The organism is Nonomuraea sp. ATR24, assembly GCF_041950485.1.
GTDB lineage: Bacteria > Actinomycetota > Actinomycetes > Streptosporangiales > Streptosporangiaceae > Nonomuraea > Nonomuraea ceibae.
Genome location: NZ_JBGNUU010000001.1, coordinates 121,970 through 136,392, shown reverse-complemented (window position 1 = coordinate 136,392; position 14,423 = coordinate 121,970). Strand labels below are relative to the sequence as shown.

General features: G+C 71.7%; 16 protein-coding genes. 4 read left to right on the top strand and 12 right to left on the bottom strand.

Going from position 1 to position 14,423, the window contains the following annotated elements:
• Positions 1-144 precede the first annotated feature (144 nt).
• The 5 genes from ACBI99_RS00650 to ACBI99_RS00630 form a co-directional block, all read right to left on the bottom strand.
• Positions 145-1,257 carry a GNAT family N-acetyltransferase gene (locus ACBI99_RS00650; protein WP_375071419.1) on the bottom strand — a complete coding sequence of 371 codons (1,113 nt, stop codon included), beginning with the start codon at positions 1,255-1,257 and terminating at the stop codon, positions 145-147.
• Positions 1,254-1,622, bottom strand: coding sequence for a hypothetical protein (locus tag ACBI99_RS00645; RefSeq protein ID WP_219517401.1), 369 nt, complete (start codon positions 1,620-1,622; stop codon positions 1,254-1,256). Before ACBI99_RS00645 ends, ACBI99_RS00650 begins: the two co-directional genes overlap by 4 nt.
• Positions 1,623-1,848: 226 nt before the next feature.
• Complete coding sequence (locus ACBI99_RS00640; protein ID WP_357585604.1) at positions 1,849-3,399, bottom strand: sigma factor; 1,551 nt, start codon at positions 3,397-3,399, stop codon at positions 1,849-1,851.
• Between the two features lie 101 nt (positions 3,400-3,500).
• Complete coding sequence (locus ACBI99_RS00635; RefSeq protein ID WP_357585606.1) at positions 3,501-5,180, bottom strand: substrate-binding domain-containing protein; 1,680 nt, start codon at positions 5,178-5,180, stop codon at positions 3,501-3,503.
• A 233-nt stretch (positions 5,181-5,413) separates the two neighbouring features.
• On the bottom strand, positions 5,414-5,968 hold the full coding sequence (locus tag ACBI99_RS00630; RefSeq protein ID WP_308126271.1) for a cation transporter: 555 nt from the start codon (positions 5,966-5,968) through the stop codon (positions 5,414-5,416).
• A 227-nt stretch (positions 5,969-6,195) separates the two neighbouring features.
• Between ACBI99_RS00630 and ACBI99_RS00625 the strand changes: the two genes are divergently transcribed.
• The 3 genes from ACBI99_RS00625 to ACBI99_RS00615 are packed head-to-tail and all read left to right on the top strand — an operon-like array spanning position 6,196 to position 8,066.
• Complete coding sequence (locus ACBI99_RS00625; protein ID WP_375071418.1) at positions 6,196-6,978, top strand: DUF4184 family protein; 783 nt, start codon at positions 6,196-6,198, stop codon at positions 6,976-6,978.
• Positions 6,971-7,780, top strand: a complete 810-nt coding sequence (locus tag ACBI99_RS00620; protein ID WP_375071417.1) for a TrmH family RNA methyltransferase — start codon at positions 6,971-6,973, stop codon at positions 7,778-7,780. Before ACBI99_RS00625 ends, ACBI99_RS00620 begins: the two co-directional genes overlap by 8 nt.
• Positions 7,781-7,808: 28 nt before the next feature.
• Positions 7,809-8,066, top strand: coding sequence for a DUF4235 domain-containing protein (locus ACBI99_RS00615; RefSeq protein WP_219510249.1), 258 nt, complete (start codon positions 7,809-7,811; stop codon positions 8,064-8,066).
• 9 nt (positions 8,067-8,075) lie between these two features.
• Here the strand turns inward: ACBI99_RS00615 and ACBI99_RS00610 are convergent, their stop codons facing one another.
• The 5 genes from ACBI99_RS00610 to ACBI99_RS00590 all read right to left on the bottom strand — a co-directional run bounded on the left by ACBI99_RS00610 (position 8,076) and on the right by ACBI99_RS00590 (position 12,732).
• Complete coding sequence (locus tag ACBI99_RS00610) at positions 8,076-8,858, bottom strand: neutral zinc metallopeptidase (protein WP_375071416.1); 783 nt, start codon at positions 8,856-8,858, stop codon at positions 8,076-8,078.
• 43 nt (positions 8,859-8,901) lie between these two features.
• Positions 8,902-9,627 (bottom strand): ThuA domain-containing protein, encoded by a 726-nt coding sequence (locus ACBI99_RS00605; RefSeq protein ID WP_357585610.1) that lies wholly within the window; start codon positions 9,625-9,627, stop codon positions 8,902-8,904.
• A 19-nt stretch (positions 9,628-9,646) separates the two neighbouring features.
• Positions 9,647-10,741 carry a Gfo/Idh/MocA family protein gene (locus ACBI99_RS00600; protein WP_375071415.1) on the bottom strand — a complete coding sequence of 365 codons (1,095 nt, stop codon included), beginning with the start codon at positions 10,739-10,741 and terminating at the stop codon, positions 9,647-9,649.
• Positions 10,742-10,743: 2 nt separating this feature from the next.
• Positions 10,744-11,550 (bottom strand): sugar phosphate isomerase/epimerase family protein, encoded by an 807-nt coding sequence (locus ACBI99_RS00595; protein WP_375071414.1) that lies wholly within the window; start codon positions 11,548-11,550, stop codon positions 10,744-10,746.
• A gap of 135 nt (positions 11,551-11,685) precedes the next feature.
• Positions 11,686-12,732 (bottom strand): LacI family DNA-binding transcriptional regulator, encoded by a 1,047-nt coding sequence (locus ACBI99_RS00590; RefSeq protein WP_357585614.1) that lies wholly within the window; start codon positions 12,730-12,732, stop codon positions 11,686-11,688.
• A 74-nt stretch (positions 12,733-12,806) separates the two neighbouring features.
• Here ACBI99_RS00590 and ACBI99_RS00585 point away from each other — a divergent pair, with 74 nt between their 5' ends.
• Positions 12,807-12,995: a hypothetical protein gene (locus ACBI99_RS00585; RefSeq protein WP_219510242.1), complete on the top strand. Its 189-nt coding sequence runs from the start codon at positions 12,807-12,809 to the stop codon at positions 12,993-12,995.
• Here the strand turns inward: ACBI99_RS00585 and ACBI99_RS00580 are convergent.
• Positions 12,988-13,827 (bottom strand): D-alanyl-D-alanine carboxypeptidase family protein, encoded by an 840-nt coding sequence (locus ACBI99_RS00580; RefSeq protein WP_375071413.1) that lies wholly within the window; start codon positions 13,825-13,827, stop codon positions 12,988-12,990. The genes ACBI99_RS00585 and ACBI99_RS00580 overlap by 8 nt on opposite strands.
• A gap of 75 nt (positions 13,828-13,902) precedes the next feature.
• Entirely contained in the window at positions 13,903-14,412 is a 510-nt protein-coding gene (locus tag ACBI99_RS00575; RefSeq protein WP_246646103.1) for a DedA family protein, read from the bottom strand.
• Positions 14,413-14,423: the final 11 nt, after the last annotated feature.

The following is a 14,423-nucleotide window of genomic DNA, read 5'->3' as shown; positions in this document are numbered from 1 at the left end:
CCCGCCTGGCGCAACGCGGTGACAGTTTCTCCCGGGTGCTGCGGGAGTGGCTGCTGGGGCGAACGATGCATCAGTGGGTCCAAGTGAGGGTTGTGCTGGGATCTGCTGCTGCTGCCTTGTGCCGGGGGGTCTTGAGTGCTCGGGTCAGCGTGCTCCGGTCGGTTCCTTGACGTCGTGCTGGATCGATCTGCGCATCCGGCCGAATCCCTTGAGGACGCGGTCGGCTGCCTTATAGAGAGACGGTCGGTCCAGGACAATTGTTCGGGCCTTGTTGAACGGGGTCCGCCCCATCCAGTGCACGGCGGCGGCCGGGGAGGGGCGGGAGACCCGGCCTTCGGCGACGTACAGGGTCCCGCTCTTGAGCCAGTCCTTGTACTCCTTGCCGCCTTTGCCCATGTCGACCATGTGCAGACCGCTGGCCGCGGCCGCCTCGGCCATCTGGAGGTGGTGCACGATTCCGGGGGAGTAGCGCGCGTAGGCGGTGTCGTAGGCGGGGAACCAGCCCACGAGCGTGGTGGCCGTGCGCAGGCCGAAGTGGCCGGCCACGGGCACGTCGCCCGAGTAGAGCATGGTCAGCACGCCGGAGAAGTCAGCGGACCGCTCGGCGTGCATGAGGTCGGTCAGCTCGACGATCCAGGGCTGGGCGAACCGATCGACCCGGCCGGTGCGCTGATACTGGTCGGACTTCCAGGCCAGCAGCGTGCGCAGCGCCTCGGGGTCGGGCGAGGCCCACTCGAACCGGAGCTCGCCCTGCTCCCTGCCGAGCTTGCGCTCCTTGTAGCGGACGGTCTTCAGGTTCTTCGGCGAGTTGGCCCTGACCTGCTCGATCCAGACGTCGAAGCCGGCGGTGAAGTCCATGACGGGGGCGGGCCGCACGTCGCTCTCGTACGGGGCGAACGTCGGCTGCCCGGCCACCAGGTGGTCGAAGTCGAAGACGGTGAGCTTGCAGGCCCGCAGCAGCGCCCGCGCGTCTGCCTTCAGGCCGGGCTCCGCGATCAGGCCGTGGCACGTGGTGAGGAAGCCGCCGAGCGGCTTGCCGATGCCGAAGCTGTGCCTCTCGTAGGGGAAGAACCCGGCGATCCGGTCACCGTCCTGGAGGACGGCGACGCGCACGTAGTCGCGCAGGCGGTCCATGGCGACGGCGAACTCGACGGAGAGGAAGGGGTTGTCCAGGCTGGGGTCGGCCTTCTGAAGTTCGCGCCAGCGGGCCCGCTCCGGTGGTCCCAGCTCTCCGGGGCGAACGACGTTGATCTTCACCTTTGGCTGGCCCCCTGTTCGGTTTGCATGTTCTTCCCCCGGTAGAGCACGCGAAGCACGTACATGAACCCGCCGAGCACGGCGATCGTCGCCACCCCGGCCCGAGGCGACCACGCGTCGAAGAGCAGCATGGCCTGGGCGAGCAGCACGTTGAGCACGAGGCTCGCGGCGGCCCCTACCGATAGTGCCGCCAGAGGGTCACGATCACGCAACAGCCCGACCACCGCGGCGCCGGGCACGAGCAGAAGGAACATGGAGATCAGGAGCGGGCGCAGGGGAGTGTCGATGTCGAAGAGCGCGATCACCGCCCCCGCGATGCAGGCCAGCGCGAGCAGCCATGTGAGCGCTCTGCGGTGCTTGAGCATCTGCTGTTTCTCTCCCGGTTCCTGACGTGATCGCCAATTTCATGGGATCAATCCGTGCGCGTACGCGTCAACGCCGACGCTTGGCGGCACAGTCAGGTTTACCAGCGCCCATGTGAAGTTCAACACACTGCCAACGAGCCCCGGGTCCCCGACGTGCTCCCCAAGCACACCAGGATGCCTTATTTGTCACAGCAACATCGGCTTGACCCGGGAAATCGGGGCTTTCTCACATAACGGTGGCGAGGGTCGCCTCCGGTGTGCTGGACGGCTCCGGCGACGGGGTGGGCTCCTCCTCCGGCGGGTCGGACGGCGGTTCGGGCTGACCTTCCCAGCTGAGCGCGCAGCGCGCGGCGCCGCCGTTGGAGGTGAACGTCACCGTGCCGCTGCCGGGCAGGCCGGGGTCGTCCACGGTGACCCACACGGCCGCCGACGCACCCGCCTTGATCGTCCCGCTCGCCGGCTTCAGGGTCAGGCCGTCCGTCGTGGTGGATGCCCAGGTGACGGCGGCGTTGCGGGCGCGCAGCGTGACCCGCGCCGCGCCCTGGATCGCCGCCGGGCAGGCGGCGGCGATCCGGGCGGGGCGGGCGGCCCGCCGGCGGGTGGGGGTGGGGGCGGCCGGCGGCCGGGTGGTGGCCACGCCGTCGGCGGGCCGCCGGGTCGGCGGCGTGACCGGCTCGGACGCGCCGGGCTCGGGGTCGGGCTCCGGCTCGACCTCGGGATCGGGCTCGGGCTCGGTGTCCGTGGGCTCCCCGGCGACGGGTCCGGGGTCGTCGGCGGCGTAGTCCTCGTCGGGCGGCGCCGCGGGCGGGGGCGCGCTCAGCGCGGGGTGCGCCTCCTCCTGGAAGGTCAGCGCGATCGTCACGCTCGTCCCCGCCAGGAGCAGCGCGCCCGCCAGCAGCGCCGGGGCCAGCCTGCGCGGCCTGCGCCGCCGCGACCGGTGCCGGGGGGAGAGCGGGAACCCGGACCGGTCGAAGCTGTCGCCCCGGTCGACGATCAGCGTGCGGGTCTCGTTCCGCGCGGGGTCGAGGCAGGTGCCGATCACCCGCTCGCGCAGCGACAGCGGCGGGAAGGCCATCGGCACCAGGTCGAGCAGCCGTTCGGCGGAGATCGCCCGGCCGCGCCGCTCGGCGCACACCTCGCAGCCGCCGATGTGCCCCGACAGGCGGCGGCGCAGCGGCGTAGTGAGCGGGCCCTCCCAGGAGTCCAGCATCGCCGACAGGCCGGGGCAGTGCGCCCGGCCCGTCCTGGCCAGCACCACCGCGGCGGCGGCGTTCTCCAACTGGCCGCGGGCCCTGGCCAGCCGCCCGGCGGCCTGCCGCGCGGTGAGGCCGAGCACCGCGCTCACCTCGGCGGGCGCCAGCCCGTGCCGCAGCGACAGCTCCAGCACCTCGCGCTCGGCCCCGCGCAGCTCGCCGAGCGTCTCGTACACCAGGCCGGTCAGCTCCGGGTCGTCCGGCTCGCCGTCCGTCCGCCGCGCGGGCCGCTCCGCGCCCGGGTGACCCAGCCGCGCCACCGCCTGGAACCTGGTCAGCGCGTACAGCCAGGCCCGCAGCCGGTCGGCGTCGCGCAGCCGCCGCACCCGCCCGTGCGCGGTGACCAGCGCGTCGTGCACCGCGTCCGCCGCGCCGTCCCGCTCGCCCAGCAGCGAGCAGGCGTAGTCGTAGAGCCGCTCGGCGTAGGCGCCGTAGAGCCGGTCGGGGGCGTTCGGGTCGTCGTGGCGCAGCCCCGCCACGAGTCGCTCGTCGTCGTCACGCTCGACTGCCGGCCATCCAGGCACGAATACCCTCCCCGCGGGTTGCAGGACGTCCCCACGGCGGTAGGACGCCCGCCTCCTCCCGGCGGGTTGACGATCGGCCCCTCATTCATGCCGAACAGGCATCAACCATCGCAATTGGGCGAGCAGATGCGGCGCTCCATGCCCTGGAGGAAGAAGTCGCGGACCTGCAGCGGGTCCTTGGCGATGTACGCCTCGCCGCCCGTCGCCTTGGCGACCGCGTCCATCTGCCGCTTGCCCGCCTGCGCCTCCGGCCCGAACGCGATGAGCAGGATGCTCACCGGCCGCTCCGGGTCGTAGGCCGACTTCAGGTAGTCGAGGATCTGCGCGTCGGTGACGCCGCCGTCGGGGTCGTCGTTGCCGGCCCCGTCGGTCAGGATCAGCAGCGTGTTGATCTTGTCCCGCTTGTACGTCTCGGTCATGTGCGCGTAGGCGGCCTTGAGCGAGTCGTTCAGCCCGGTGTCGCCGGTCGCCTTCGCCTCGACGGTGGCGAGCTGCTGGGCCAGCACGTCCTTGCGCAGCGTGCCGCCGATGCTCTCGGTCAGCGGCCCGACGGGGACGACCTCCTGGTAGTCCTTGCCCCGGCCGTCCAGGTGGGTGGAGAAGTTCCACACGCCGATCTCGGAGTCGGGCGGGAACAGCGACAGCCCCTCCGTGGCGATCTTGCTGATGGCCTTCATGCGGGTCAGCCCCGTGCCGGGGTCGGGCAGCGCCATCGTGCCCGACACGTCCAGCAGCGTGAGCAGCCGGGTGCCGAGGTTGAGCCGGGACCAGGTCTGCGTCATGGTGGCGACGGTCTTGACGTCGGGGGCGCGCATGGCCTTGGGCGCCGCCGGGGTGAACCCCTTGTCCTCCGACAGCGTCTCGCCCGCCTTGCCGCCGGGATCGCGGAAGCCCTGGGCGCGCAGCACCTTGAGCGCCGACTCCTTGCCGAGCTCCTGCCGGAAGTCGGCGGCGGCCTTGAGCTTCGCGGCGTCCTTGGTGACGACGGTGAGCGGGTAGTCCAGGCTCAGCGTGCCCTCGCTCGGGTACAGCGCCACCACCGGCGTGTCCGGCTTTTTCGTGTTGTGTACGTGAATCGCCTGCTCGGACGTGACGCCGATCGGCACCCGGTCACCGGACTTCACGGTGAGGCTCGCCAGCAGCGCGGTCGGGTCGGCGACGAGCTGCCCGGACAGTTCCTTGAGCGCGCCCACCAGCGCCTTGTCCTGCTTGGCCGCCTTCGCGGTGCCAGCCGCCGCCAGCAGCGCGGCCAGCCCGGCGGAGTTCTTCTGCGGATCGAGGGCCAGCACGCGGACCTTCCTGCCGGGCCCGTCCACGTTCGCCACGTTGGCCGCCGCGACCATGCCGGACCAGCTCGGCTTGAGCGTGCCCTCCAGCTTGGCCGCCGAGCTCTTGGCCGTGGCCAGCACCACCGGCGAGGACGCGACCGAGCCCGCGGGCTCGGGCAGCGTGACGGACTCCTGGCTGCGCACCCGCTCCACCACGAGGCTGGAGTCGGCCACCCACACGTCGCCCTTGAACTTGCCGGCGACCAGCGCGTTCTCCGTCCGGGCCGCGCTCTCCCTGGCCACCTTGACCTCGACGCACCTGCTGTCGATCGAGTGCAGCGCCTTGTTGTAGGTGCCCGCGATCTTGTTCAGGGCCGGCTGGACGTCCGGCGTCGCGACGACGGTCAGCGGCAGCTTGCCGCTGGAGCAGTCGTGCTCCCGGTTGAAGATGACGAACGCGGCCACACCGAGGAGCACGGCGAGCGCCACTGCTCCCGCGAGCGGGACGAGCACCCGGCCGCGTCCGCCGCGACCGGCCCGCCTTCTGCTGGGGGGTGGATCCTGGGCTCGGTAGCCGCCATCGAACTCGTCTGTGCGGTGTCGCCCCACGATGTCCTCTTGGTGTGTGTTTGGAAGCCTTTCGGAGACCCTAGCCGGTGATGCTCCGCAATACTCGGGAGACGATACTCGGTGTGCTTGCTGTGGCAAAACACCTGTTTTGGTGCGCTAATAACGCTCGGTGACGGTCAGTGGCAGCATGCGTGACCGTGCCACGCCCGCCATCCCTCACGCACGGCGACCACCGCCAGAGCGAGCGCCATCGCCGGATCGACCCACCACCACCCGATCGTGCCCGCCCACAGACCGGCCAGCACCCCGGCCGCCATCGCGCCGCAGATCAGGTTCTGCGCGGCCTCCCCGGCCGTCGCCCCTGAGGCCAGCCGCCGGGCCAGCCGCCGCTTGACCAGCCCCAGGATCGGCATGCTGACCAGGCTCACCGCCGTCACCACGATCCCCAGCACGGTCGGCACCGCCCGGTGCCCGGCATCCAGGTCGTGACCCACGTGCACGATCAGATAGGGCGCGAGCAGCCAGAAGCTCACCGCGATCGCCCGCCGCGCCCGATGCTCCGCGCTCGCCGACAGTGTCCGCTTCCCCGTGAACCGCCACACCACGATCAGGCTCGCCGCCACCTCCACCAGAGCCGACAGCCCCCACCCGATCAACGCCACCGAATGCGCCGCCAGCCCCGCCGCCAGCCCGAGCGAGCTCTCCACCGCCAGCCACACGATGGTGACCACGGAGAGTGAACGCGCCAGCCTCGCAGCCCTGATCCAATCGGCTGACGCGGCCGGATGCGCATGAACCCGCTGGTCAGGCACCTTGAACCTCCGCATTCTCGGCTTCCGGCCGTCGACAGCATTATGTGCCGTACCCATTACTTATCGTGACCTTAGAGGCCGGCGGCAAAGAATGTTCAAGCTTCCCGGGTAGTGTGCAGTGATCGTCGACGGGATATGGGGGGCCGATGCCGTTCACGCCCAGTCACATCGCGGCCGTGCTGCCGCTGGTGTCGTCACCGCGCATGCGCAGGTGGACCGACCCCTGGGCGCTCGCGGTCGGAGCGATGGTGCCCGACCTGCCGATCTTCCTGCCGTTCCTGCCCGACTACAGCGACTGGCACTCCTGGCAGGGCGTCGTCACCGTGGACCTGGCGGCGGTGCTGGTGCTGCTCGTGCTCTTCCACGGCCTGCTGCGCGACCCGCTGATCGGGCTGCTGCCGCCCGCGTTCGCCGGCCGCGCCGCGACCCTCCTGCCGACCCGCCGCGAACTGCTGTCCCGCCTGCCCGCCGTGGTCGCGGGCGCGCTGGTCGGCTCGGGCACGCACGTGCTGTGGGACTCCTTCACGCACTCCACCGGGCCGCAGGAGTGGGGCCACTGGCTCGGCGTCTCCGTCCTCGGCGTGCTGCCGCTGTTCCGCGTGCTGCAGTACGTGTCGTCGGCCGTCGGCCTGGCCGTCGTCGTGTGGTGGGCCTGGCGCGGCCTCGCCGCGATGCCGCCCGCGCCGGTGCCCGGCCGCCTGCGCGTCTCCGCCCGCGTGCGCGGCGGCGTCCTCACCGGCGGCGCCGCCGGCATCCTGACCGGCGCGTTCGTCTGGCCGCTGGTCGACGAGCCCAACCCGGCGTACGGGCTGCCCGCCGTGATCACCAAGGTGGGCGCCGGCACCGTCGTCGGCCTGTGCCTGGTGCTCGTCTGCTACGCCGTCGGCTGGCAGCTCAGGCGGCTCGTGGCAGTATCGGAAGGTGCTTGAGTACGTAACCGACGCCGCCGACCCCCGCCTGGCCGACTACACCCGGCTGCGCGACGTGGAGCTCCGCAAGAGCCTCGAAGCCGAGCGCGGCCTGTTCCTGGCGGAAGGCGAGAAGGTGATCAGGCGCGCCATCGCCGCCGGCTACCCCGTCCGCTCCGTCCTGACGACCGGCCGCTGGCTCCAGCCCCTCGCCGACGTCCTCGGCGACGCCACCGTGTACGTCGTCAGCGACGAGATCATGTCGGGCATCGCCGGCTTCCAGGTCCACCGGGGCGCCCTCGCCTCCCTGGCCCGCCTGCCCCTGCCCGCCCTGGACACGGTGCTCGCCCCGGCCGCCCGCGTCGTCGTCCTGGAGGACATCGTCGACCACGCCAACGTCGGCGCGATCTTCCGCTGCGCCGCCGCCCTCGGCGTCGACGGCGTCGTCCTGTCGCCCCGCTGCGCCGATCCCCTCTACCGCCGCGCCGTCAAGGTCTCCATGGGAGCCGTCTTCTCGATCCCGTACGCCCGGATGGACAACTGGTTCACCGGCCTGGACGAACTGCGCGCCGCCGGGTTCCAGACCCTCGCCCTCACCCCCGACCAGTCCGTCACCCCGATCGACCGGGTCAAGCTCGGCGGCCGGGTCGCGCTGCTGCTCGGCGCCGAGGGCGACGGCCTGTCGTCCCGCTGGCTGCACGAGGCCGACGAGGCCGTGTGCATCGCGATGAGCCCGACGGCGATGGCCGCCGGCGTCGACTCGCTGAACGTCGTCGCCGCCGCCGCGATCGCCTGCCATGGACTGATGCGCGAAACCGTTTAGAGCCGCCACACGGGGCACTGACACAGCCATGCATGCTGTGGAGAAGGCTCTTTCGCTCGGGACGGGAATGCTCAGCGGCGCCCTGGCCGCCGCGATGTTCAAGCGGACGTGGAAGCTGGTGTCCGGCGACGACGACGCCCCGGACGCCGGCGACCTGGAACGCGGCTGGACGGAGGTGCTCGTCGCCGCCGCGATCCAGGGAGCCCTGTTCGGCCTGGTCAAGGCCGCCGTGCACCGTGCCGGCGCGCAGACGTTCCGGCATCGCGCCGTGACGGGCAGGACCTGACGGCGGCGGTCAGGCGACCTTCGACGCCGAGGCCGTCCAGGTGTTGCACGACCCGGGGTTCCCGGTGGCGAACCCGCGCTTGGTCCATGCCCGGATGTTGGCCGTCTTGCCGTAGACCCGATCGTCGCCGGGCTCGTCACCCAGGAGCAGGTTCAGCGAGGTCTTCCAGTCCTTGCCGGAGCGGCCCTTGAGCGGCCAGACGCTCTTCATGAACGCGCCGGCGAAGCAGTCGGACTGCAGGCTGTAGCGCCGTACCAGCTCCCGCTCCTCGGCGTCGTCGTCGTAGGACTCCTCGTCCAGGGCGGCGCCGATGCCCACGAGCTCCTGCACGTGGATCCCGTACATCCTGGACGTGATGCTGAACAGCCAGAGGTCGTGCGGGTCGTCGAGCCAGTCCTTGCCGAGCTGGAAGATCAGCGTGCGGTTCTTCTCGCAGTAGTACGCCTGCGCGTTGTAGTTGTCGATCTCCAGGTCGCAGTAGTCCTTGGGCACCTTGGCCAGATACTTCACCCGGGGCTTCTGGAACTCCAGGCCCGCGGCGGTGAGGTGCTTGCCCCAGGTCCTGTCCAGGCAGGCGACGACGGCGTTGATGTAGGCCCTGGCCATCGGCTTGTTGTTGCGCTTGACGGGCTTCTCGGCGCACGTGCTCCTGGGGAGCGGGCCGGCCTCGTAGAGGGCGTTGGCGACGAGGTCGGCGCCCTCGACCGGGTCCTGGCCGGAGGCCGCCGCGGCGGTGCCGGTCAACGGCAGCAGAGCGGCGGCGCTCAGCGCGGCGATCACGCGAATTTTCACAAGGCGTGACACTAGGGCTGGCAAGGTCAACAGGGCAAGGGCGCTACCAGTGGATGGGGGTGTGGGCGTTGTCCAGGGGCGGGCCGACGGGGGCGGACGGCGCGGCCCAGCGCACCGCGTTCGCGAGCACCCGGTGCACGTCCGGATCGTGGTAGACGGGATAGTTCTGGTCGCCGGGGCTGAAGTAGAAGATCCGGCCCAGGCCGCGGGTGTAGCAGCAGCCGCTGCGGAACACCTCGCCGCCGCTGAAGTTGCTGATGAACACCAGCTCGTCCGGCTCCGGGACGCCGAACGGCTCGCCATACGTCTCCTGCTCCCCGATCACCAGCGGGCGCGGCACGCCCTGGGCGATGGGGTGGCCGGGGGCGACGGTCCACACGAGCTCGCGCTCGCCCGCGTCACGCCAGTTGAGCGTGCAGGTGGTGCCCATCAGGCTGCGGAAGATCTTGGAGTAGTGGCCGGAGTGCAGCACCACCAGCCCCATGCCGCCTAGCACCCGCTGCCGCACCCGGGCGACGACCTCGTCGGCGACCTCCTCGTGCGCCATGTGCCCCCACCAGGTGAGCACGTCGGTCTCGGCCAGCTCCTTGTCGGACAGGCCGTGCTCGGGGTCGTCGAGCACGGCGGTGCGCACCCGCGCCTCGCCGCCCAGGTGCGCGTTCAGCCCGGCCGCGATCGCGCCGTGGATGCCGTCCGGGTAGCGGCGGCGTACGTCCTCTTCGCGCTGTTCGTGGTAGTTCTCGCTCCAGACGGTCACTCTGATCCGCATCTTGCTCCCCTCGTCCAGATCAGGCGTACCCATCCAGAGGCGCGGGAGGCTCGAAGACCGACGTCAGCTCCACCGGCCTGCCCTGCTCGTAGGAGGCGCGGGTGGCGCAGAGAATCTCCACCACGTGCGCGGCCTGCCGCCCGGTGGCCCGGTGCGGCCGACCCTCGCGGACGGCCGCCGCCAGGTCCCGCACGGCCCGGCCCCACTCCACGCCCCGGTACGCGGGCCGCAGCGGCTCGACGGGACGCGGCTCCTCCCCGAAGGCGGCGACCTCCAGCGCGGAGTCGAAGTCGTGCCAGGAGCGCAGCAGCAGCGACCCGGTGTCGCCGTGGAACTCCAGCCCGTGCTGCCGCGTGCCGTGACCGGGGACGTAGAAGTCGCAGGTCAGCCGGAGCAGGACGCCGCCGTCGAACTCGACGTTGGCCACCACGTAGTCGGGCGTGGTGATCGTGAACGGCCGCCCGTCGAGCCGCGTCCGCTCGGGGTGCACGACGGAGGCGAACGCGGTCACCCGCCGGGCCGGGCCGAGCGCCGTCGTGACGATCGTCAGCGGGTAGACGCCCACGTCGAACAGCGGCCCGACCTCGTAGAAGCCGACCGGGTCCGGGTGCCAGGTCTCGATGCGCCCCCAGTTGACCTCTCCGTAGACGAGCCTGAGCCGGCCGGTGGCGTTCTCGCGCAGCAGCTTGAGCGCGGTCTGCTGGGCCTCGCCGAGGAACGTGGCGGGCGCCCCGCCCAGGCGCAGCCCCTTCCTGCCGGCCAGCTCGACCAGCTCGGCCGCCTCCTCGTAGCGCAGGGCGAGCGGCTTCTCGCTGTGCACGTGCCGGCCCGCCTCCAGACAGCGGCGGATCACCTCGTAGTGGGCGTGGTGCGCGGTCAGGTTGACCACGATCGAGACGCCCGGGTCGGCCAGCAGCTCGTCCAGCGACGGGTAGGCGCGCACGCCGTGCGCCGCCGCCAGGGTCGCGGCCCGCGCCGGGTCGACGTCCTGGACGCCGCGCAGCTCGATCTCGGGGTAGCCGGCGAGGTCGGCGGCGTAGCGCTGGGCGATGTTGCCGCAGCCGACGATTGCCACGCCGGTGGTCGCGTCGGTGGTCGCGTCGGTGGTCTCCATGCTCACACCTCCAGCCACTGCCGCAGCCGCTCGCGCGACGTCAGCACCTCGGGGATCGGGTCGCGGTCCTCAGGCTCGTGCTCGATGCTGATCGTGCCCGTGTAGCCGATGCGCCGCAGCTCCTCCACGCACCGCCGCACCGGCACGCAGCCGTCGCCGAGCGCCACCGTGTCGTGGCCGCCGGGCGCCGCCACGTCCTTCAGGTGCACGTGGAAGATCCGGTCACCGAGCACCTTGATCGCCTCGGCGGCGTCGTAGCCGTGGGTGCCGAACCAGCCGGTGTCGAGCGCCGCGCCGATCCGGCCGCCGGCGTCGTCGCCCATCGCCTCCAGATACTCCTCGGGGGTGCGTTCGGGGTGGTTCTCCACGCCGAGCCGGAGATCGTGCTCCTCCAGCGCGGCCACCACCGCCTCGCGGTCGGTGCGCAGCACGGGCGCCATCCCGCCGATGACGGGCGCCCCGACGGCGCGGGCGATCCGGCACAGGCCGCGGAAGTACGCCACGTCGGCCCCGGCGGACCCGGCCAGGCTCGGTACGGACAGCTCGTGGCCGGCGAGCAGCCCGGCGGCGATCTCCAGGTGCTCGTCGGTGGCCCAGGCCGGGTTCAGGTGGGCGGTCCAGACGTCCATCGAGGTGAAGCCGAGCCCGGCGACCTCGGCGACGATGCCGCCGAACCGCCCGGCGAAGCCGTCGAGCGGGGCGAACCGCTCGTTGGTGACCCGGTCGGCCTCTCCCCAGCCGGGGGCGGGCATGCGGCTGCCGGTCTCCCTGGTGACGAAGTTGGCTCCCATGAACGCGATCGTGTTCACACGTCTCCTCGCGCGATTGCGATTTTCGGAGGCTTTTCAGTGAACTTACGTGCCCGTCAGAGGGGCGTCAATGGGGTGTTCGCGGGGAATTCGTACCTTTTGGTGGCGTGAGGGGGCCATTATTTCACTGAAATTTCAGTGAGGCGCCGCCGTGGACGAGCGGACGATCAGCTCGTGCGGGAAGATCAGCCGCTCCGGCGCGGCCGGCGGGTCGGACAGCAGCAGCCGCCCGGCCTTCTCGCCGATCTCCTGCTTGGCCTGCCGGATCGTCGTCAGCCCGGCCTCCTGCGCCGCGCTGTCGGAGAACCCGACCACCGACAGGTCCTCCGGCACCCGCAGCCCCAGGTCGGCGGCGGCGTCGAGGATGCCGAGCGCCAGCACGTCGGTGTTGGTCAGGACGGCGGTGGGCCGAGGGTCGGCCCGGAGCAGCGCGTGCCCGGCCTCCCGGCCCGCCTCCCGCGAGTTGCGGGACAGCTCGTAGAACGGCACGCCCGCCCAGTCGACCCCGGCGGCCACGCAGGCGCTCTCGTAGCCGCCCCGCCGGCCGCGCATCGCCTCGAACGTCGCCGCCCGCTGCCGCGCCGGGTCGGCCCAGCCGGTGCGGCCGTCGTCGTGCAGGCCCACCATCGCCACCCCGACGCGCCGGTGGCCCAGCTCCAGCACGTGGCGGGCGGCCAGCGCCCCCGCCGCCGGCTCGTCGATCCCGACGAACGGGTGGCCCGGCACGTACGGCTCGTCGACCACCACCATCGGCAGCCTCCTGGCCAGCACCTCCGCCAGCGCGGGGTGCCCGTCGGGCAGCGAGACCACGCAGAAGGCGTCGACCACCGCGTCACGCACCGGCACCGGGCGCTGCTCGCCGCGCGGCAGCGGCAGGATGAGCAGCCCGACGCCCGCGTCCTCGGCGGCGGCGGCCAACCCCTGGAAGAACCCGACCGCGTACGGGTCGGCGAACGCGTAGGGCAGGGTCTCGCTGAACAGCAGGCCGAGCGCGCCGGCCCGGCCGAGCCGCAGGGAGCGCGCGGTCGCGTTGGGCCCGGCGTAGCCCAGCTCGTCGGCCACCTCCAGGATGCGCCGGCGCAGCCCGTCGCTGAGCTGGTCGGGCCGGGAGAAGGCGTAGGACACGGTGGCCCGCGACACGCCCACCCTGTCGGCGATCGTCTGCAGCGTGACCTTGGCCATCGTCCAACGGTATCGGAATCCCTTGCCGGAGCCCTCCTTAATCAATTAAGGTCTTAATTGATTAAGGAGGTGTCATGGACGCCATGCAGGTACTGGCTCATCAGAGCGCGCTGGGACACACGGACACGCTGACCGAGGCGCTGCCGGACGCGCCGGTGAAGCACTCCCGCGACAGGAGACGGGTGCGGGTGCGGCTCGCCTACACGCTCCGGGTGACGGCCGACCGGCTCGACCCCGCCTGTCCGGGCATGCCGGTCAGCTGACCTCGATCTGGCTGCCGGCATGGTCGAGCAGCCGTTCGGCGGTGCTGAAACGGCGCTCGTCCTGGTCGTTCAGCAGCACGCCGATCACCTGCCTGCCGCCCCGCTCGCCCGCGAACAGCAGGCAGAACCCCGCCGCCCGCGTGTAGCCGGTCTTCACCCCCGTCACGCCGTCGGCCCGGGTGAGCAGCTTGTTGGTGTTGCGCCAGGTGTGCGCCCGGTGCGCGGACGTCTTCGGCACCCGGTGCACCTCGCGGCCGACGATCGTGCGGAAGACCGGGTTCTCCAGCGCCCGGCGCGCCAGCTCGGCCTGGTCCACGGCCGTCGAATAGCCGCCGAGCGACGGCTTCGGCAGGCCGTCGGCGTTCGTGTAGCGGGTGTCGTCCAGGCCGAGCACGCGGGCGGTGGCGTTCATCTTGCGCACGAAGGCGTTCGTGCCCGGCCCGTAGCGGCGGGCCAGCGCGTGGGCCGCGTCGGCGCCCGAGGGCAGCATGAGCCCGTAGAGCAGGTCGCGCACGGTCAGCCGCTCGCCCTTCTTGAGCGCGGCCGAGGTGGCGCCGTTGCGCACCGCGTGACGCACGTCCGCGGCGGTCACGGTGACCGTGTCGCCCAGCCGGGCCTCGCGCAGCACCACGTAGGCGGTCATCACCTTGACCAGGCTGGCGACCGGCACCCGAGCGGTCTCCCGCTTGCCGAAGTGGATCGTTCCCGCCGAGTCGACCACGTAGCCGACCTTCGCCTTGACGGTGGGCGTATCCGCCGCGTACGCCGGAGTCCCGGCTATCAGGACGAGCAGCGCGGAACCTATACAGGCCGCGATTCGCATGACGAACATGACGGACATCGTGGCATCCGAACCACCCGGAGGCGCGCCAAACCCACCCCGAAAGGGGAAAACAACCGGAAAGCGTCAGCCGACGAAGGTCCGCTTCCTCCTGCGCCGCATCACGATCACCACGACCCCGGCCACCGCCGCCACCGCCAGCGCCCCGGCCGTGACAGGCGAGGACGCGGCGATCCGGAACCAGCCCCACACCAGCGCCGTCAGCCCGAACCACCACATCGGCGCCCACGTCAGGCAGCCCAGCGCGCTGGCCACGACGTACCACGGATAGGACACCCGCAGCGCACCGGCCACCCACGGCAGCGTGTGGCGCAGCATCGGCACCCAGAAGCAGCCGTAGACGGCGAACGCCCCCCACCGCTCGACGACGCGCTCGACCTTCTCGATCCGCTCGCGGCCCACCTTGACGCCGATGCGGGAGTCGTACAGCTTCTCGCCGAGCCTGCGGCCCACCCAGTAATAGACCTGGAACGCTCCGAACAGGGCGAGGATCAGGATCGCCCCCACCAGCCAGTAGGGAATCCCGAACAGGAAGGGGTCGGTGGGCGCGGGGACGGCCAGAACGCGTGATGCCATGAGCCGACTCC